Below are 18,546 nucleotides of genomic sequence, written 5' to 3'. Positions count from 1 at the left end.
AGGCTCATTGATGTCCTTACCGCAGAAGCCTCAATACCGTCAAAGTGAAGAACTGGCCAATACCCTCACTCACGGGATTGGGATGATTTTTGGCATTGTTGGTCTGATTCTATTATTAAGCAAAGCCATAGATCAGCAAGCCGATACACTGACCTTGACCAGCATGGCCGTGTACGGCGCCAGTATTATTGTGCTGTTTTTGGCGTCTACGCTGTATCATGCAATCCCTCATCCTCGGACCAAACGTTGGCTAAAAACCTTCGATCACTGTGCTATTTATCTGCTCATTGCTGGCAGCTATACGCCCTTTTTACTGGTGAGTTTGCGCACGCCCTTGGCTATTGGGCTGATGATTTTCATTTGGAGTGTTGCGCTGATTGGCATCATGATGAAAGTGGCGTTTGTTTATCGCTTTAAAAAGCTATCACTGATGACCTATTTGCTGATGGGTTGGTCGTCGTTGATTGTCATTTACCAACTCGCGATTAATCTTGATATCGGTGGACTGACATTGTTGGCGGCTGGTGGGATCATCTATTCGCTCGGGGTGGTTTTCTATGTCGCTAAGCGTATTCCGTTTAATCATGCGATCTGGCATGGTTTTGTCTTAGCGGGGTGCGTGTGTCACTTCTTCGCGATTTATTACTTTGTCGAGCCTATCTAAGCCAGCGAGACAGAGATTGGTCCGACAAAGCATGTTCTGTTCGCGAGGTGCTATGTCTATCAAAGTTTAATAGATTAACGCGTTTTGATGTCTAACACTTTCGCGGAAAATTGGTATTGCTGAGCTTTCGGCACAGCCAGTTTGATGGCTTTCCCTTGCTCCGCTTGCTGTGGACGCAGGTAAGTATCCGCCATTCGCTTGATGGATTGCCAAACCGTCACGTTTTTCTTGGTTAGTGGCTTGCCAGACATATCAAATACCTGAACTTCCACATCAATTTGAATCACCGACTGTGAGCTTTGGTTGGTAATGGACGTTGGCAGTACGAGCTCACCACCTTCATAGCTCGCGGAGCCAATCAGTACGTCGACACCAGAGTCAGACAGTTGCATGGTTGGTTTTTTTGCGTTTACCATCACGGTAGTACTGACAGTTTTCGTTACGACTGGAATCGTCGCAATCGCAGAAGTTGCGACCGTTTCAATCGCGCTGGTTGTCGCTTGAGTCTCTGCCGCTTGTGGCGCAGGACTGTTCATCACGTATTCCCAAGTAAAGTCATCGTTCAACTTCACTTCTCGTCCATCCGCTAAAGTGACAACCTCAGCGGCGTAAGTGGATGAGGTGGCGAGGAGGGTCGCCAGAGTGATCCATGTTTTCATTATTATACCTTTGGGGTGAAGAGAGGTTAACGGCGCCAAAACGCCGGGAAGAACAGGACAAGAATGGTCAGAATTTCCAAGCGTCCCATTAACATGCCAAAACTTAATAGCCATTTCGCAGTATCGGGCAATGGGGCAAAGTTACCTGTTGGACCAATAACCGCTCCTATACCTGGGCCGACGTTTGCTACGGCGGTAATTGCGCCAGAAATGCTAGTGATAGGACCTAACCCCAGAATACTTAAACAGCCTGCGATAAAAATGATGGTGATCAAGAACATCAAACCAAACGCGACCAGTGAACGAACAATATCGTCATTCACTGGGCGTTGGTTGTAACGTTGAACAAACACACCGGAAGGGTGAACCAGTTTCATCATTTGTTTATTCAGCAATGTCATCGCAATTTGAAAGCGGAAGACTTTGATCCCGCCAGACGTTGAGCCTGAACATGCGCCTGCCATCATCAAGAAGACGAATAGCGTTGTGGGCAATGTGCCCCATGCCGTAAAGTCTTCTAAGCCAAAACCTGTTGTGGTGACGACAGAAACGATATTAAACATCGATACTCGTAGCGCATCCCAAATAGTGTACCCATCTCGAATCACTAACCAGGCAGAAATCACTAAGCTTGAGAAAAGGCACAGGTAAGCAAACCCTCGTACTTGAGCGTCTTTGACCAATGCATTGAGGCGGCGTTTGCGTAAAGCCGCGATGAAGAGCAAGAACGGCAAGCCACCCAAGAACATAAAGCCCGTCGCGACCCAATGTGCGCCGTTGGAGAAGGTGTTCATTGAATTATCAGACGTTGAGTATCCGCCCGTAGACAGTGTGGTCAGAGCGTGGTTGGTGGCTTCAAACAGGTTCATGCCGGTGAGTAAGTATCCGATAATGCACAAACCCGTCAGCATCAGGTAGACAATCACGATGTTTTTGGCGACCGTTTTGGCCCTCGGGCTGCTTTTATCTGACCAATCGGACGATTCGGTTTGGAACAGTCTCATACCGCCGACATTGAGCATAGGGAGTACAGCAACCGCCATCACAATAAAGCCGATACCGCCTAACCATTGCAAAATCGAACGCCAGAGCAAGATACTCGGCGCCATGTTGTCTAAGCCAGTCAGTACGGTAGAGCCTGTCGTGGTGATGCCTGACATGGTTTCAAAGTAGGCGTCAGTAAAGCTGATATGGTTGATAAACACAAATGGCAGCGCAGCGAAGACGCTGGCGATGGTCCACACCAAGCTGGTAATGAGGAACATGTCGCGCACACTGAGTTTGAATTTGGCGGTTCGGCCAATCGTCAAACAGATAAAGGCAACGAGGTGCGTGATCACAACGGCTTGAGCGAAATCGAGGAATCCACCCGTACCAGTGAAGAAAGCGACCAAAGTCGGCACGTACATAAACAGGGCCAGTTTGGATAAAACCAGCCCAATGACCAAGAGTACGGGACGTAAGTTGACCATAGGGAAATCCTAAAGGAAGAATGGACTCGGTTGGAATAGCGCTTCGACGTCTGATACGTATTTTTTGTTGACCAAGAACATCACCACATGGTCATCTTGCTCAATGACGGTACGGTCGTGGGCGATGAGTACTTCTTCACCACGAACGATAGCACCAATGGTGGTCCCGGGCGGGAGTTTGATATCGCCAATTGCACGGCCAACCACTTTCGATGTGCTCTCATCACCGTGGGCGACGGCTTCAATGGCTTCTGCCGCCCCACGGCGTAGAGAAGAGACGTTAACAATGTCGGCACGACGAACGTGCGTCAAGAGGGCAGAGATGGTGGCTTGTTGTGGTGAGATCGCCACATCAATCACGCCGCCTTGTACTAAGTCTACGTACGCGCCACGCTGGATCAGTACCATGACTTTTTTCGCACCCATGCGTTTTGCCAGCATGGCTGACATGATGTTAGTTTCATCTTCGTTGGTCAGTGCGATAAAAACGTCTACTTGGTCGATGTTTTCTTCAGACAGGAGCTCTTGATCGGCCGCATCGCCACAGAATACGATGGTGTTTTCTAACTGTTCAGAAAGCTGCTCTGCGCGTTGATAGTTACGCTCGATCAGCTTTACACTTTTGTAGTTTTGTTCGAGGCGTTTCGCTAAGCTCGACCCAATGTTACCGCCACCGACAATCATGATTCGGCGATAAGGCTTTTCAAGGCGTTGCAGTTCACTCATCACCGACCGAATGTGGTTACTTGCCGCGACAAAAAATACTTCATCATCGGCTTCGATAATGGTGGTGCCTTGTGGACGAATTGGACGGCCTTGACGGAATATGGCCGCCACGCGGGTATCGATATGTGGCATGTGCTCGCGTAGGGCAGACAGCGCATTGCCGACCAGCGGACCGCCATAGTAGGCTTTTACCGCCACGAGGCTGACTTTCTGCTCGGCAAAGCTCACGACTTGCAGTGCGCCTGGGTATTGGATCAGACGCTCGATGTAGCTCGTGACCAGCTCTTCGGGGGCGATAAGGTGATCGACAGGAATGGCCCCCGATTTAAATAGGGCTTCTTTTTCTGCCAGATATTCGGGCGAACGAATACGGGCAACGCGATTTGGCGTGTTGAACAGAGTAAATGCCACCTGACAGGCCGCCATGTTGGTTTCGTCGGTATTGGTTACCGCGACGAGCATGTCAGCATCTTGCGCGCCGGCCTCATGCAGCACGTCTGGGTGACTCGCATGACCGTTCACAACCCGCAGGTCATACTTGTCCTGCAGTTCACGCAGTCGGTCGGTGTTATTGTCAACGACGGTGATATCATTGTTCTCACCGACTAAGTTTTCCGCCAATGTGCCGCCAACCTGACCTGCACCAAGAATAATGATCTTCATACTCTTTTCTCGTTATCTGAAAAAGGCGATTGAATTCATCCCAATCGCCCTATTTAGTATGCTATTACGCGAGTGTTTTGGTGAGTACCGCGTAGTAGAAACCGTCCATGTTTTCTTCGCCTGGTAGAATTTGATGGCCAGGCTGAGTGGGATCAGAATCCATCAATTGTGCATCCGTGGTGCGTGCTAAAAACGCTTTCACTTGCTCGACGTTTTCTTGCGGTGTGATAGAACACGTCGCGTAAACCATGGTGCCGCCCGGTTTCAGCTGCGTCCACATCGCGTCAAAAATCTCACGTTGCAGTTCGGCTAAAGCCGCAATATCGTCTGCACGACGTAACCATTTGATGTCTGGATGGCGACGAATCACGCCCGTCGCAGAACATGGTGCATCGAGTAAAATGCGATCAAATTGCTCACCTTGCCACCATTGTTGTGGATTACGCGCATCACCGCAAACCACTTTTGCCTGAAGGTTGAGACGCTTCAGGTTTTCATGCACGCGTTTTAAGCGTGTTTCGTCGCAGTCGATCGCGATCACTTCACTGCCCGACGTGCGCTCTAGAATGTGCGCCGTCTTGCCACCTGGCGCTGCACAGCAATCTAAAATCAGTTCGCCGTCTTGTGGTTTTAGGTAGTTGATAGCCAGCTGCGCCGCCGCATCTTGTACCGATACCCACCCTTTTTCAAAGCCAGGTAAATGGGTCACATCACAGGGCGCGGCCAATTGTAGGGCGTCCATTGCTTGGGAGTGTGGTGTGCTATCAATGTTTTCATTTTTGAGTAGCGCAAGATATTCATCACGAGTGTGGTGTTGGTGGTTCACCCGCAACCACATTGGTGCTTTTTGGTTGTTTGCTGCAACAATACCTTCCCATTGTTCTGGGTACGCTTCTTGTAACAGCTTGAGCAACCAGCTTGGATGAGCGTATTTACCAGCGTTGTGGCTGACGGCAATTTGGTCGAGTTCTTCTTGGCTGCGTTGATAGTTACGCAATACGGCGTTGATTAGACCACGTAGGCGAGGGCCTTTTAGTTCTTTCGTGCCTTCCACCGTTTCACCAACCGCCGCGTGCGCGGGAATGCGCATAAAGCTTAATTGGTAAATGCCCACCAGAATGAGGTGATGGAAAACCCGCTGCTTGCCTTTGAGCGGCTTGTCCATCAGTTGGCTAGCGATCGTTTCTAAGCGAGGTAGGTAACGCAGCGTACCGTAACAGATCTCTTGTAAAAGCGCATGGTCACGAGGTCTTACATTTTGTTGCGCCGCTGGAAGAGCGCTTGAAAGTGAGTGGCCCTTGTCAACGACAAGATACAAGACGTTAGCAGCTGCAGCGCGAACATTCATGATGAGTACCTTAAAGTAAAGGAGGGCATCTCTGCCCTCTAAAAGTTCGTATTATTGGGGATGATAACCCCTAGTATGGCTTAAACCAGCAGAGTGCCGACTTCAAACCAAGCCGCTCGTGAGTTCAGAATATCCTGAACTGACATGGCTTTTTTGCCAGGAACTTGCAGTTGTTCCAATATCAGTACGCCGTTGCCTGTTGCCACGTAAATGCCGGTTTTATCCGCCTGAATGATAGTACCGGCAGGCTTATCGCTAGTTTGCTCCGCCACACGGCTTTGCCACACTTTAATGCTGTTTTCAGCCGCGATAAAGTGGCTCATTGGCCATGGGTTAAATGCACGAACGCAGCGCTCGATGTGCGCCGCATCGTCGTTCCAGTTGATGCGTGCTTCTTCTTTGCTGAGTTTCTTTGCGTAGTTCGCTAGCTCATCGTTTTGCTTCACTGGCACTGCTTTACCCGCCGCAATGTCGTCTAGGCAATCAATCAATGCTTCTGGGCCAAGTTCTGCCAGCTTTTCGTACATTGAAGCGCTGGTATCCGTCGCTTCGATTGGCAAGGTCGCAATCTTCAGCATATCACCAGTATCGAGACCGATGTCCATCTGCATGATGGTCACGCCTGTTTCGGTATCGCCCGCCCAAATAGAACGTTGGATAGGCGCGGCACCACGCCAACGAGGTAGGATAGAACCATGTACGTTGATACAACCCAGTTTAGGGGTATCAAGAACCGTTTGTGGCAGTAGCATACCGTACGCCACGACAACCATTAGATCGGCGTTCAGATCGGCAAGTTCTTGCTTCGCTTCGTCGGACTTAAAGCTTTCTGGTTGGTAAACCGGGATGTTGTGTTCCAGCGCCAGTTGTTTTACCGGTGGCGCAGCCAATTTCTTGCCACGACCCGCTGGACGATCTGGGTTTGTGTAAACCGCGATGACTTCGTGCTCCGAAGACAACAACGCCGCCAAGTGACGGGCGGCGAAATCTGGAGTACCTGCAAAGACAATACGTAAAGACTGACTCAAGGTAGGCTTCCTTCTGATTAATTTGTAGTAACTAGATTAAGCGCTGTGCTGTTTCTCGTTAAAGCGTTTGATTTTTGCTAGCTTGTCTTGAATACGCTTACGCTTGAGTGGCGATAAGTAGTCAACGAACAGTTTACCTTGTAGGTGGTCCAGTTCGTGTTGAATACAAATTGCGAGCAGATCGTCCGCGTCAAAGGTGAGCTCTTTGCCTTCGCGATCGAGAGCTTTAACCGTCACTTCCGCAGCGCGAGGCACAAGTGCGCGTGCGCCGGGTACCGACAGACAGCCTTCTTCAATGCCATCTTCGCCACGCTTTTCCAGAATCTCAGGGTTGATCAGCACCATCGGCTCATCACGAGTTTCTGAAATATCAATCACTACGATACGTTGATGGATATCAACCTGTGTTGCTGCTAGGCCAATACCTTCTTCGTCGTACATGGTTTCGATCATGTCATCGACGATTTTTTGGATCTCAGGAGTCACCGCTTCCACAGGCTTCGCGACTGTGCGCAGGCGATCATCTGGAAATGTTAATACTTGTAATACAGACATATTCACTCGAAATATTGAACTGTGCCGAAACAGCACAAACCTTGTTGGCTCAATTCTAGACATTTTATAGCCTAAATGACAGCATCCTTGCACCAATTTCCATTCCGATTACTGCTAATAGACCAAGGACGAAGGTCATGAATCGAATTTTCCGTAACGTAGCGAGTGTTACGTTGCCGTTACTTTTCTCTTTCAATACCGTAGCAAATACAGCCGCGAAACCACTGACCGTAAAAGATGATGCCCCCCAGAGGTATGTTGTGGTTAAGGGCGATACGTTATGGGACATTTCGGCGATGTACCTCGACAGCCCTTGGTTGTGGCCTCGTTTGTGGCAAGTGAATCCCGAGATTGATAATCCGCACTTAATATACCCTGGAGATAAGCTGTCTTTAGTGTGGATTAACGGTCAACCGGTATTGAGCTTAAAGCCAGTCAAAAAATTGAGCCCTAAAGCGCGCATCACGGAAAAGAAAGCCGTGCCAACGGTATCAGAAGGGTTAGTTACCCCTTACTTAAAATCGGACCGGTTGGTCGATGATGCTACTTTAGAAAATGCGGCTAAAGTAATGGGCAGTAATAAGGGCAGTAAATACCTGACGGCAGAAGATACGTTGTACATCAGTGGTGAGCAAACTGCGACAGGCTGGGCTATTTATCGTCCTGTCGAAACCTTTTCTCGTGATGATGTGTCGCATCAGATTACCGCACTGCGTTTGATTGCGAAAGGTGAGTTGGTAGAAGCTACGAGGGATTATTCTGGGTTACAAATTACGTCACAGCTGCAAGAGATTTTACGTAACGACATCGCTTTGCCAAATCAAATGTTAGAAAGCGGGAAATTTACCACTACATTTTACCCATTACCTTCCCCTCATGGCAGTTCGGCGAAGTTACTCGGCAATATCGAAGGCATCCGCTTTAGTTCGACCAATCAGGTGGTGGTGATTGACAAAGGGACGGCAGATAAGCTGCAACAAGGAAGCATTTTTGACCTAAAAGAAGATGCGCATCCGGTTTATCAAGATGGCGACCACTTCAAAAAAGATTTCGGTGTGCTTGATAAGGAAATTACGTTACCCCAGAGTAAAGTGGGCGAGTTAGTAGTGATTCGCCCTTATGAGTATTTCAGTTTAGCTTTGATCACCAATAGTACTAAGCCTATCAATAACAAGGTCTCTGTGGTTTCGCCTCTCACTCAAGAGCCAACCACTGATGACGACACGCAATGATAGCGACCTTGCTGCTTGGCTTAAGCTGAGTTGCTTGCCAGGTATTGGCGGGGTCAAAATGAATAAGCTGCTTGCCAGAGATACGCCGCGTAACATCGTCAACTTCTCTCCTGAAGAGCTGCAACAACTAGGGTTGACGACAAAGCAAATCCAAGCATGGGCTTCAACGGACAAGGAAGTTGAAGCCTGCTTAACTTGGCTTGCTGCTTCTCCAAATCATCATATATTGACACTGAATGACCCACTTTATCCTCCACAACTCAAACAAATTGTAGCACCGCCACCATTGCTGTTTGTCCAAGGAAGTCTTACGTATTTGTCTCAACCGCAGATAGCGATAGTGGGCAGTCGCAATGCGAGTATTGATGGTCTGCAGCATGCGCGCACATTTGCAGCAGAGCTTGTTCAACATGATTTGATTGTCACCAGTGGCTTAGCCTTAGGCATTGATGGTCATGCCCACGACGGGGCATTGCAAGCGAAAGGCAAAACAATTGCCGTGCTTGGTTCTGGATTGCAGCATATTTACCCGGCTCGTCATCATGGTCTTGCCAAGCGAGTGGTCGACAATGGCGCACTTGTGTCTGAATTTCGTCCCAGCGCTAAACCTCGAGCTGAAAACTTTCCGCGCCGAAATCGCATTATTAGTGGATTATCGCTGGGTGTGCTCGTGGTGGAGGCGGCGGGGAAAAGTGGCTCTCTCATTACGGCTCGGTATGCACTTGAACAAGGACGTGAAGTCTTTGCTTTACCTGCTTCGATTCACGCGCCGAATGCCAGTGGTGGTAACCAATTGATTCGTCATGGCGCTTGCCTCGTAGAAAAGACTCAAGATGTCTTGGATGAAATACAATCCTTGCTTGCTTGGTCTATTAATCAGGGTATTGATTTATTTTCTACGTTAAATGATGAAGAAGAATTGCCATTTCCTCAGCTGTTAGCTAACGTAGGAACTGAAGCTACACCGGTTGATATTCTTGCAAACAGGACCCATATACCTGTCCAAGAAGTCATGATGCAGCTCTTAGAGCTAGAACTCTCTGGGCATGTTGTTGCGGTTTCAGGTGGCTATATTCGAAAGGGGAGGGGCTAGCTATGATGATGGATATACTGATGTATCTATTCGAAACCTACATCCATAGCGATGCAGAGTTACAGGTCGAACAAGACGAGTTGGAAGAGGAGTTGCTTCGTGCCGGCTTTCAGCAAAAAGATATCTATAAAGCCCTTGTCTGGTTAGAAGAGCTAGCTGCGCTGCAGCAAAGTGACACCTCTTCGGCTATCTCGACTTGCATGGCATCGTCATCGACTCGTATCTACACCGCGAAAGAGATGCAACGTTTGGATTTAGAATGCCGAGGTTTCTTGTTATTCCTCGAGCAAGTGAATGTACTGACGACAGAAACGCGTGAAATGGTGGTTGACCGTGTGATGGGGCTTGAAACCAACGAGTTTGAGCTAGAAGATCTCAAGTGGATCATTTTGATGGTGCTGTTTAATGTGCCGGGCAATGAAAACGCTTATACGCTGATGGAAGAGCTGTTGTATACCAAAGAGCAAGGAATTCTTCACTAAACCTAATCTAGATAAGTTCGAGTTCAATGACATAAGAACGCGAGCTTGTCTATTTGGTGTGCCTTTCATTAAACGGTGACTATGAGTAGTAAAATCGACAACAATCTGTTCCCTGCCCATGAACATGCCTTGGAGCATGAACTCTGCCCTAAATGCGGTGCAGAGTTGATGGTCAAACACGGTAAACACGGTCCATTTCTCGGCTGTAGCCATTATCCCAGCTGTGATTACATTAAAGCATTGCACAACAACGATGGTCACATCGTCAAAGACCTGGGTGTTCCGTGCCCAGATTGTGGTAACGAGTTAGTGTTACGCCAAGGTCGATATGGAATGTTTGTCGGCTGCAGTCATTATCCAGCTTGTCATCACATCGAGTCGATTAATCAGCCTGAACCAGAAAAGCAACCTGAGACTCAGCATGCTTGCCCAGAATGTGGTCAAGGACAGCTCGTTGAGCGTAAAACGCGCTTCGGTAAAACATTTTATGCTTGTGATAACTACCCTAAATGCAAGTTTGCAGTGAACCTACCGCCGGTCAAAGGTCGCTGCCAAGAGTGTGGTTTTGCTTTGCTGGTTAAGAAGAAGCTTGCGAGTGGTGTGAAGTTACAATGCGCCAATCGCAAGTGTCAGCATGCGCAAGTTCAGTAAACGAACGTACGAATTAAAAAGGGTCGCATCATGCGACCCTTTGTTATTTGTGTGGCTAGGTTTTAAGTGTGTGATTACTTGGCGAACGCATGCACAGCAGGAAAGGTGTTCTGATCCAGAACGTCCGCTAGCGCGCATAGCCTACGATGCAGCTCACCAGGGTAGTCACCACACACGTTGATATGACCCATCTTACGCCCAGCCCGTTTCTCTTTGCCATACCAATGGATGTGACAACCATCCATGGCGAGCAGCGCTTCTGGCAGCGTATCTTCTCCAAGAATATTTACCATCGAGGTTTCGCGAATCAGTTTGGTGCTGCCTAACGGCAAGCCGCACACGGCGCGCAGGTGGTTTTCAAACTGACAGGTTTCCGCACCTTGCTGTGTCCAGTGACCGGAGTTGTGCACACGTGGAGCAATCTCATTCACTAACAGCGTGCCATCGACATCAAAGAACTCGAGCGCCAATACGCCAACGTAGTTTAGATTATCTGCGATGGCCGTGAACATCTGCTTGGCTTGAGCTTGAAGCTCTGGTGCATCAATAGCGGTAGATAAGCTCAACACGCCATTGGTGTGGATGTTTTCTGCCAGTGGGTAAACCTCAAAACTACCATCTTTACCGCGTGCGCCGACTAACGATACTTCACGCGTAAAGGGCACAAGCACTTCCGCGACGATGGCTTGATTTGGTGTGGCTGCGATGCACTCGGCCATTTCTGTCCAGATAGCATCCACTTGAGCAGTTTGTTTCAAACGCCATTGGCCTTTGCCATCGTAACCGCCTAATGCACTTTTCAGTACCATTGGCATGCCGACATGTTCAATGGCGCGCTCAAAATCTTCACGTGTTTCAATCACGTAGTATTTTGCGTTACGTACGCCAGCCTTATCGAGTAGGGCTTTTTCAAGACGACGGTCTCCGCCTGCTTTGATCGCTTCGGCACTAGGAAGGAATTTTCCACTTGCTTCACTGGTGTCGAGTACATCGTGAGGGATATGTTCGAATTCTGCGGTGATCATATCCACTTGTTCAATCGCATTGTCCAAGCCATGGCCAAGTACGTGTTGAGTAAGAGGGTGGACGATATTCCCGCTACCCACATCGTAAGCGGAGATTTGGATATTTAGTGGCGCACCAGCCAGAGACATCATACGGGCCAATTGACCCGCACCAAGAACCAATACATGCATCCGATTAATCCTCTGCTGGGTTTGGGTTCGCCAGTACGGTTTCCGTTTGTTTGTTACGGAACGCTTCGACTTTCTCCATGATGCTTTCATCATGCGTACCTAGAATTTGTGCGGCTAGAATGCCTGCATTTGCGGCGCCAGCTTCGCCAATCGCTAGCGTACCAACCGCGATGCCTTTTGGCATTTGTACGATAGAAAGTAGCGAATCTAGCCCTTTTAACGCGCGAGACTGAACGGGCACCCCAAGCACTGGAACACTCGTAAACGCTGCGGCCATCCCTGGTAGATGAGCCGCCCCACCCGCGCCCGCGATGATTACTTTAATACCACGCTCTTTTGCACTGCTGGCATAATCTGCCAATAATTGAGGAGTTCGGTGAGCTGACACCACTTTTGTTTCGTACGACACGCCCAATTGATCCAACATGTCTGCTGCTAGTTTCATGGTTGGCCAATCTGACTTAGAACCCATGATGATACCGACTTTCATCTCACACTCCTTCAAGCTGCAAAAATTAGATGAGCTATAAAATTGTGCGCATTATACGGGGATTTTTATCTCAAGCAAACGTTTGCCTTTGTCGTGAGCGCGATTGATACATTTTATAAACAAATTGCTTTAGTCTCTGAGAATGAATGTTTGTACACTAACGTGTAAATGTAAAAGTCAGATAATCAGGAAGTCATTGGTGGATAACTTTGAACAGGTGCTGAGTGCGCTACAACAAGGCGAAGTGATAGCCTATCCGACAGAAGGGGTTTTTGGTGTCGGATGCGATCCAGATAACCCAGAAGCAATTCAAAAACTGCTGGAGCTCAAGCAGCGTCCGGTTGAAAAGGGACTGATTCTTATCGCTGCGAGTTATGAGCAGTTATTACCTTACATTGATGAATCTCAATTGACACAAGAGCAGCTAGATAACGTTCATGCAACTTGGCCGGGTCCGTACACGTGGATTATGCCAGCAAGTGATAAAGTATCGAGTTGGGTTTCAGGGCAGTTTGATTCGATTGCCGTGCGTGTGACCGACCATTCTTTAGTACAAAAGATGTGTAATGCATTCGGAAAGCCGTTAACCTCGACCAGCGCGAATCTTTCCGGCTTGCCACCGTGTATGACCACGGAAGAAGTCAAAGAGCAATTGGGTGACAAGCTGGTGGCCATTCTTCGTGGTGAAACCAGCGGCCGTGATAAACCCAGCGAGATTCGTGACGCCAAAACTTCACAAATATTAAGACAGGGCTAACCCTGCTTGCCAGCCATCAATAGGTATCACGTAATAGGTAATAACGTATGTCAGCAATCGATAAGTACGCCGTAAAGCAGTTCCTGATGTCGCTTCAGGATTCCATTTGTCAGCAGTTAGAACAAGAAGATGGAAAGGCCGTCTTTGTCGAAGATGCATGGCAGCGTGAACCGGGCGAGCGCCTTGGTGGCGGTGGCCGTTCACGTGTTCTGCGTGATGGTCACATTTTTGAACAAGGTGGAGTGAACTTTTCTCACGTTGAAGGGAAAGAAATGCCAGCGTCAGCAACGGCTCACCGTCCCGAGCTTGCAGGACGACGCTTTGAAGCGATGGGGGTCTCTTTAGTGATTCACCCTGAAAATCCTTATGTACCGACTTCTCATGCCAATGTGCGCTTCTTTATTGCTGAGAAAGAGGGCGAAGCACCAATATGGTGGTTTGGTGGTGGTTTTGACCTGACACCTTTTTATCCTTTCGAAGAAGACTGCCAGTCTTGGCACGATACGGCGAAAGCCATCTGTGCTCCATTTGGTGATGACGTGTATGCCGAACACAAAGCATGGTGTGATAAGTACTTCTTCTTGCCACATCGCAACGAAACACGCGGTGTGGGTGGTTTGTTCTTCGATGATTTGAATCATTGGGAATTCGAGAAGTGTTTTGATTACATCAAAGTGGTGGGCGAAGGTTTCTGCCTCGCTTATCTGCCCATCGTCGCGCGTCGCAAAGGTATTGAATATGGCGAACGTGAGCGTGACTTCCAGCTGTATCGTCGTGGCCGCTATGTTGAGTTTAACTTAGTGTACGATCGTGGCACCTTATTTGGTTTGCAAAGTGGCGGGCGCACGGAGTCGATTCTGATGTCAATGCCGCCATTAGCGCGCTGGGAGTACCGCTACGAACCAGAAGCAGGAACGCCTGAAGCTGAGCTTTACGAGCAATACCTAAAACCACGTGAGTGGTAAGCGCGGAATCTCCTTTTCTATATAGATAGATAGTGATAGGGTCATTTGTAATCAGATGGCTCTGTTTTTCTCTATAAAGGTAAAGAAATGACCCAGCAAATCGATCGCTATGCTGTGTTTGGTAATCCCATTGGGCACAGTAAGTCGCCATTCATCCAGACACTCTTTGCTCGGCAAACCAATCAATCACTGATCTATACCGCAGAAACGGCACCTATTGATGGCTTTATTGAAGCCGCAAAGACGTTTTTTGCTGACGGCGGCAAAGGATGTAACGTGACCTTGCCTTTTAAAGAAGACGCCTATCTATTTGCTAATCGTTTGACCGAACGTGCTCAACTGGCCGGGGCTGTGAATACACTTAAAAAGCTGGATGATGGTGAAATAATCGGTGATAACACAGATGGTGCTGGCTTAGTACAAGATTTAGTGCAGCATCAGGTGGTTTTAGAAGGTGCCCGTATTCTGATCATCGGGGCTGGTGGTGCCGCTCGTGGCGTGGTCAAGCCATTGCTCGATCAAACACCAACATCATTAACCATCACCAATCGCACTTTTGCTAAAGCGGAAGGACTAGCAGAGTTGTTTTCAGCTTATGGTCCTGTCAAAGCAAAAGAGATGAGTGCCATTACTGAAGCGTACGATCTCATTATCAATTCAACGTCTGCTTCATTAAGTGGTGAGCTTCCTGATATCTCATCTACTATTTTCGCAGCAAACAGCACCGGCTATGACATGATGTATGGCAAAGGTGAAACAGCATTCAATCAATGGGCGAAAGAACATGGCGCTGCTCATGTGTATGATGGATTAGGGATGCTGGTCAGCCAAGCGGCTGAGAGTTTTATGCTATGGCGAGGCTTACGTCCGGGGGCCAAACAGATTTTACGTGAATTAAGAAAGAACCTTGAAGGTCAATAATCAATGAACCAAGCCATTTTGTTCCCAGATCTGCAGTCGTGGGATGAATCTTCCCAATCGGTAAACTTTCCAGCGCAGCAGGCGGGCGCACTTATCGAATGCTATGTAACAAAACAGAAACTGGCAACAATGAATCGGTCGGACGTTGAAGGTGAGCGACAAGCAATGGAGGCATTTTTAGCCTGCCGATTTGATCTGGAAGAAATCGCCGAAGAATTGATAGAAGATGAAGCCTTCGATGAAGAAGGCCACATTGTGATTGTATAATGGGGTCATTGAAGAACTAACTAATGACTTCGACTTCATTCAAGTAGTCATTTTTATTCTTAACATAATTATCAGAAGACGTTTGTAAAAAGGCTTGTTCTTTTTCTGATAAAGGACGAGCTTGTTTCACTGGCCTGCCGACATAGAGATAACCGCTTTCTAATACTTTGCCTGGTGGTACCAAACTGCCGGCGCCAATCATCACTTCAGATTGAATGACCGCACCATCAAGAACAATAGTCCCCATCCCAATCAACACTCGATCATGAATCTCACAACCGTGGAGCATCACCTTGTGGCCAATAGTGACATCATTACCAATAATCAATGGATAGCCATTTGGGTTTTCAACATTCTTATGGGTGACATGTAAAACACTGCCATCTTGGATGTTCGTCCGCTCGCCAATGTTAATATGATTTACATCTCCACGTGCGGCTACTAATGGCCAAATACTAGAATCGTCCCCAACACGGATATCTCCAACTAACACTGAGGTAGAGTCGACGTAAACACGCTCACCAAGTTGAGGTTTTATCCCTTTGTAGCTTCTTATTGAATTCATCTTTTCTCCTTAACTAGGGTGATTAATTGGGGATATAAAGTTAGAAGAGTCGTAAAAACTCTCCTTTAGAATAAAAAACACTCAAACAGCGGAAAAATCAAAAAAAATGACAAAAATGGCTTGCCAATGTGATCGCAATCCCTATAATGCCACCTCGCTGACAGGGCAACGCTTCGAATGAGACGGAGTCTGAGTTAGCAAGCCAAATTAGCCAAGCGGAAACGCTTAAAAAAGTTTGAAAAAAAGTGATTGACACTAAACTTTAAGTCGCTAAAATGGCCGTCCGATTTGAGCAGAGCTCAATTGGCAAGCTCTTTAACAATATAGACCTATCAATCTGTGTGGGCACTCGTTGATGATAATCGAATTAGAAGCTTTTGCTTCAAATACGGTTTCAATGAACTGAGTGACCAATCGAGATTAACTTGTTTAATCTTGGCACAGTCAATTCATTATCGTTCTGTTGGAACGATAATAGCTTTAAAATTACGTTTGTAGTTTTGAAGTCAGTATTCGTTGAGCCGACAAAATCTTAAATTGAAGAGTTTGATCATGGCTCAGATTGAACGCTGGCGGCAGGCCTAACACATGCAAGTCGAGCGGAAACGACAACATTGAGCCTTCGGGTGATTTGTTGGGCGTCGAGCGGCGGACGGGTGAGTAATGCCTAGGAAATTGCCCTGATGTGGGGGATAACCATTGGAAACGATGGCTAATACCGCATAATGCCTACGGGCCAAAGAGGGGGACCTTCGGGCCTCTCGCGTCGGGATATGCCTAGGTGGGATTAGCTAGTTGGTGAGGTAAGAGCTCACCAAGGCGACGATCCCTAGCTGGTCTGAGAGGATGATCAGCCACACTGGAACTGAGACACGGTCCAGACTCCTACGGGAGGCAGCAGTGGGGAATATTGCACAATGGGCGCAAGCCTGATGCAGCCATGCCGCGTGTATGAAGAAGGCCTTCGGGTTGTAAAGTACTTTCAGTCGTGAGGAAGGGGATATCGTAAATAGCGGTATTCTTTGACGTTAGCGACAGAAGAAGCACCGGCTAACTCCGTGCCAGCAGCCGCGGTAATACGGAGGGTGCGAGCGTTAATCGGAATTACTGGGCGTAAAGCGCATGCAGGTGGTTTGTTAAGTCAGATGTGAAAGCCCGGGGCTCAACCTCGGAATAGCATTTGAAACTGGCAGACTAGAGTACTGTAGAGGGGGGTAGAATTTCAGGTGTAGCGGTGAAATGCGTAGAGATCTGAAGGAATACCAGTGGCGAAGGCGGCCCCCTGGACAGATACTGACACTCAGATGCGAAAGCGTGGGGAGCAAACAGGATTAGATACCCTGGTAGTCCACGCCGTAAACGATGTCTACTTGGAGGTTGTGGCCTTGAGCCGTGGCTTTCGGAGCTAACGCGTTAAGTAGACCGCCTGGGGAGTACGGTCGCAAGATTAAAACTCAAATGAATTGACGGGGGCCCGCACAAGCGGTGGAGCATGTGGTTTAATTCGATGCAACGCGAAGAACCTTACCTACTCTTGACATCCAGAGAAGCCGGAAGAGATTCTGGTGTGCCTTCGGGAGCTCTGAGACAGGTGCTGCATGGCTGTCGTCAGCTCGTGTTGTGAAATGTTGGGTTAAGTCCCGCAACGAGCGCAACCCTTATCCTTGTTTGCCAGCGAGTAATGTCGGGAACTCCAGGGAGACTGCCGGTGATAAACCGGAGGAAGGTGGGGACGACGTCAAGTCATCATGGCCCTTACGAGTAGGGCTACACACGTGCTACAATGGCGCATACAGAGGGCGGCGAGCCAGCGATGGTGAGCGAATCCCAAAAAGTGCGTCGTAGTCCGGATTGGAGTCTGCAACTCGACTCCATGAAGTCGGAATCGCTAGTAATCGTGGATCAGAATGCCACGGTGAATACGTTCCCGGGCCTTGTACACACCGCCCGTCACACCATGGGAGTGGGCTGCAAAAGAAGTAGGTAGTTTAACCTTCGGGGGGACGCTTACCACTTTGTGGTTCATGACTGGGGTGAAGTCGTAACAAGGTAGCGCTAGGGGAACCTGGCGCTGGATCACCTCCTTATACGAAAGATTATTGCGATGAGTGCTCACACAGATTGATACGGTTTATAAAGTTTAAGAGAAAGTAAGTGCCCAACACTTACACTAGTGTCCCGTTCGTCTAGAGGCCTAGGACACCGCCCTTTCACGGCGGTAACAGGGGTTCGACTCCCCTACGGGATACCATTGGGTCGTTAGCTCAGTTGGTAGAGCAGTTGACTTTTAATCAATTGGTCGCAGGTTCGAATCCTGCACGACCCACCATTCTTCAAGATATGGGGCTATAGCTCAGCTGGGAGAGCGCCTGCCTTGCACGCAGGAGGTCTGCGGTTCGATCCCGCATAGCTCCACCATTATTGACGTCTACTACGAGACGAAAAACTTATGTGGGCGATTAGCTCAGTTGGGAGAGCACCTGCCTTACAAGCAGGGGGTCACTGGTTCGAGCCCAGTATCGCCCACCATCTTTAAGCGCATTCAATGAGTGTGTTTAAACATGGTTTTCATTAGAAAACTTTGCTCTTTAACAATCTGGAAAGCTGACTGATAACAACAACGTTGTTATCAAATAAAGTTCTCAATGTTTATCGTAAAGATAAACACCAAAACAACACATTCAAGTGTTCTTGGGAATATCACTATTACAGTGATTATTCGAAATTGAGTCCGGCAAAATCGAAATGTCTCTCGCTCATTCAAATAATGAGAGACAACTTTGGTGATTTGAACATCAACTCGAAACTCCTT

The 18,546-nt window shown here is 48.2% G+C and carries 18 protein-coding genes, 4 tRNA genes and 1 rRNA gene; 14 read left to right on the top strand and 9 right to left on the bottom strand.

What is annotated here, in order from left to right; genetic code table 11:
- Nucleotides 1-10: 10 nt before the first annotated feature.
- A complete protein-coding gene (gene trhA / locus ATG66_RS19900; protein ID WP_179885746.1) occupies nucleotides 11-664 on the top strand; it encodes a PAQR family membrane homeostasis protein TrhA in 654 nt (217 codons plus the stop codon).
- 74 nt (nucleotides 665-738) lie between these two features.
- Here trhA and ATG66_RS19895 read toward each other — a convergent pair whose 3' ends face one another.
- From ATG66_RS19895 to def, 6 genes are all read right to left on the bottom strand, one after another.
- Nucleotides 739-1,323 carry a DUF3157 family protein gene (locus tag ATG66_RS19895; RefSeq protein WP_098416973.1) on the bottom strand — a complete coding sequence of 195 codons (585 nt, stop codon included), beginning with the start codon at nucleotides 1,321-1,323 and terminating at the stop codon, nucleotides 739-741.
- Between the two features lie 26 nt (nucleotides 1,324-1,349).
- Complete coding sequence (locus ATG66_RS19890) at nucleotides 1,350-2,795, bottom strand: TrkH family potassium uptake protein (protein WP_098416972.1); 1,446 nt, start codon at nucleotides 2,793-2,795, stop codon at nucleotides 1,350-1,352.
- Nucleotides 2,796-2,804: 9 nt separating this feature from the next.
- A complete protein-coding gene (trkA, locus tag ATG66_RS19885; RefSeq protein WP_098416970.1) occupies nucleotides 2,805-4,184 on the bottom strand; it encodes a Trk system potassium transporter TrkA in 1,380 nt (459 codons plus the stop codon).
- Nucleotides 4,185-4,248: 64 nt separating this feature from the next.
- The gene (gene rsmB, locus ATG66_RS19880) at nucleotides 4,249-5,532 is read right to left on the bottom strand and encodes a 16S rRNA (cytosine(967)-C(5))-methyltransferase RsmB (protein ID WP_098416968.1); all 1,284 of its coding nucleotides are present in this window, start codon (nucleotides 5,530-5,532) and stop codon (nucleotides 4,249-4,251) included.
- A gap of 80 nt (nucleotides 5,533-5,612) precedes the next feature.
- Nucleotides 5,613-6,560: a methionyl-tRNA formyltransferase gene (fmt, locus tag ATG66_RS19875; RefSeq protein WP_098416967.1), complete on the bottom strand. Its 948-nt coding sequence runs from the start codon at nucleotides 6,558-6,560 to the stop codon at nucleotides 5,613-5,615.
- 36 nt (nucleotides 6,561-6,596) lie between these two features.
- Nucleotides 6,597-7,115, bottom strand: a complete 519-nt coding sequence (gene def / locus ATG66_RS19870; protein WP_098416965.1) for a peptide deformylase — start codon at nucleotides 7,113-7,115, stop codon at nucleotides 6,597-6,599.
- Nucleotides 7,116-7,252: 137 nt separating this feature from the next.
- On the opposite strand from def, the gene ATG66_RS19865 reads away from it, so the two are divergent.
- From ATG66_RS19865 to ATG66_RS19850, 4 genes are all read left to right on the top strand, one after another.
- Nucleotides 7,253-8,347 carry a LysM peptidoglycan-binding domain-containing protein gene (locus tag ATG66_RS19865; RefSeq protein ID WP_098416963.1) on the top strand — a complete coding sequence of 365 codons (1,095 nt, stop codon included), beginning with the start codon at nucleotides 7,253-7,255 and terminating at the stop codon, nucleotides 8,345-8,347.
- Nucleotides 8,331-9,440: a DNA-processing protein DprA gene (gene dprA, locus ATG66_RS19860; protein ID WP_098416962.1), complete on the top strand. Its 1,110-nt coding sequence runs from the start codon at nucleotides 8,331-8,333 to the stop codon at nucleotides 9,438-9,440. Before ATG66_RS19865 ends, dprA begins: the two co-directional genes overlap by 17 nt.
- A 2-nt stretch (nucleotides 9,441-9,442) precedes the next feature.
- Nucleotides 9,443-9,922: a DUF494 family protein gene (locus tag ATG66_RS19855; protein WP_098416960.1), complete on the top strand. Its 480-nt coding sequence runs from the start codon at nucleotides 9,443-9,445 to the stop codon at nucleotides 9,920-9,922.
- A gap of 81 nt (nucleotides 9,923-10,003) precedes the next feature.
- Nucleotides 10,004-10,573, top strand: coding sequence for a DNA topoisomerase family protein (locus ATG66_RS19850; protein ID WP_098416958.1), 570 nt, complete (start codon nucleotides 10,004-10,006; stop codon nucleotides 10,571-10,573).
- A gap of 74 nt (nucleotides 10,574-10,647) precedes the next feature.
- Here the strand turns inward: ATG66_RS19850 and ATG66_RS19845 are convergent, their stop codons facing one another.
- Entirely contained in the window at nucleotides 10,648-11,769 is a 1,122-nt protein-coding gene (locus ATG66_RS19845) for a 5-(carboxyamino)imidazole ribonucleotide synthase (RefSeq protein WP_098416956.1), read from the bottom strand.
- Between the two features lie 4 nt (nucleotides 11,770-11,773).
- Nucleotides 11,774-12,259 (bottom strand): 5-(carboxyamino)imidazole ribonucleotide mutase, encoded by a 486-nt coding sequence (gene purE, locus ATG66_RS19840; protein WP_098416955.1) that lies wholly within the window; start codon nucleotides 12,257-12,259, stop codon nucleotides 11,774-11,776.
- Between the two features lie 199 nt (nucleotides 12,260-12,458).
- Here purE and ATG66_RS19835 point away from each other — a divergent pair, with 199 nt between their 5' ends.
- From ATG66_RS19835 to ATG66_RS19820, 4 genes are all read left to right on the top strand, one after another.
- A complete protein-coding gene (locus ATG66_RS19835; protein ID WP_098416953.1) occupies nucleotides 12,459-13,016 on the top strand; it encodes an L-threonylcarbamoyladenylate synthase in 558 nt (185 codons plus the stop codon).
- A 47-nt stretch (nucleotides 13,017-13,063) separates the two neighbouring features.
- Nucleotides 13,064-13,981, top strand: coding sequence for an oxygen-dependent coproporphyrinogen oxidase (hemF, locus tag ATG66_RS19830; RefSeq protein WP_098416952.1), 918 nt, complete (start codon nucleotides 13,064-13,066; stop codon nucleotides 13,979-13,981).
- 87 nt (nucleotides 13,982-14,068) lie between these two features.
- The gene (aroE, locus tag ATG66_RS19825; protein ID WP_098416950.1) at nucleotides 14,069-14,902 is read left to right on the top strand and encodes a shikimate dehydrogenase; all 834 of its coding nucleotides are present in this window, start codon (nucleotides 14,069-14,071) and stop codon (nucleotides 14,900-14,902) included.
- Between the two features lie 3 nt (nucleotides 14,903-14,905).
- Nucleotides 14,906-15,169, top strand: a complete 264-nt coding sequence (locus ATG66_RS19820) for a DUF1488 domain-containing protein (protein ID WP_098416949.1) — start codon at nucleotides 14,906-14,908, stop codon at nucleotides 15,167-15,169.
- Between the two features lie 16 nt (nucleotides 15,170-15,185).
- Here the strand turns inward: ATG66_RS19820 and ATG66_RS19815 are convergent, their stop codons facing one another.
- Nucleotides 15,186-15,734, bottom strand: a complete 549-nt coding sequence (locus ATG66_RS19815) for a gamma carbonic anhydrase family protein (protein WP_098416948.1) — start codon at nucleotides 15,732-15,734, stop codon at nucleotides 15,186-15,188.
- A 534-nt stretch (nucleotides 15,735-16,268) separates the two neighbouring features.
- On the opposite strand from ATG66_RS19815, the gene ATG66_RS19810 reads away from it, so the two are divergent.
- The 5 genes from ATG66_RS19810 to ATG66_RS19790 all read left to right on the top strand — a co-directional run bounded on the left by ATG66_RS19810 (nucleotide 16,269) and on the right by ATG66_RS19790 (nucleotide 18,263).
- A 16S ribosomal RNA gene (locus ATG66_RS19810) occupies nucleotides 16,269-17,821 on the top strand.
- An 88-nt stretch (nucleotides 17,822-17,909) separates the two neighbouring features.
- Nucleotides 17,910-17,985, top strand: a tRNA-Glu gene (locus ATG66_RS19805).
- 2 nt (nucleotides 17,986-17,987) lie between these two features.
- Nucleotides 17,988-18,063: transfer RNA gene (locus ATG66_RS19800), tRNA-Lys, on the top strand.
- A 13-nt stretch (nucleotides 18,064-18,076) separates the two neighbouring features.
- A tRNA-Ala gene (locus ATG66_RS19795) sits at nucleotides 18,077-18,152 on the top strand.
- Between the two features lie 35 nt (nucleotides 18,153-18,187).
- A tRNA-Val gene (locus ATG66_RS19790) sits at nucleotides 18,188-18,263 on the top strand.
- Nucleotides 18,264-18,546: the final 283 nt, after the last annotated feature.

This window comes from Vibrio sp. ES.051, from assembly GCF_002563795.1.
Taxonomy (GTDB): domain Bacteria; phylum Pseudomonadota; class Gammaproteobacteria; order Enterobacterales; family Vibrionaceae; genus Vibrio.
Note: the sequence above shows the minus strand (reverse complement) of the source record. Positions and strands in the feature narration are given on the sequence as shown.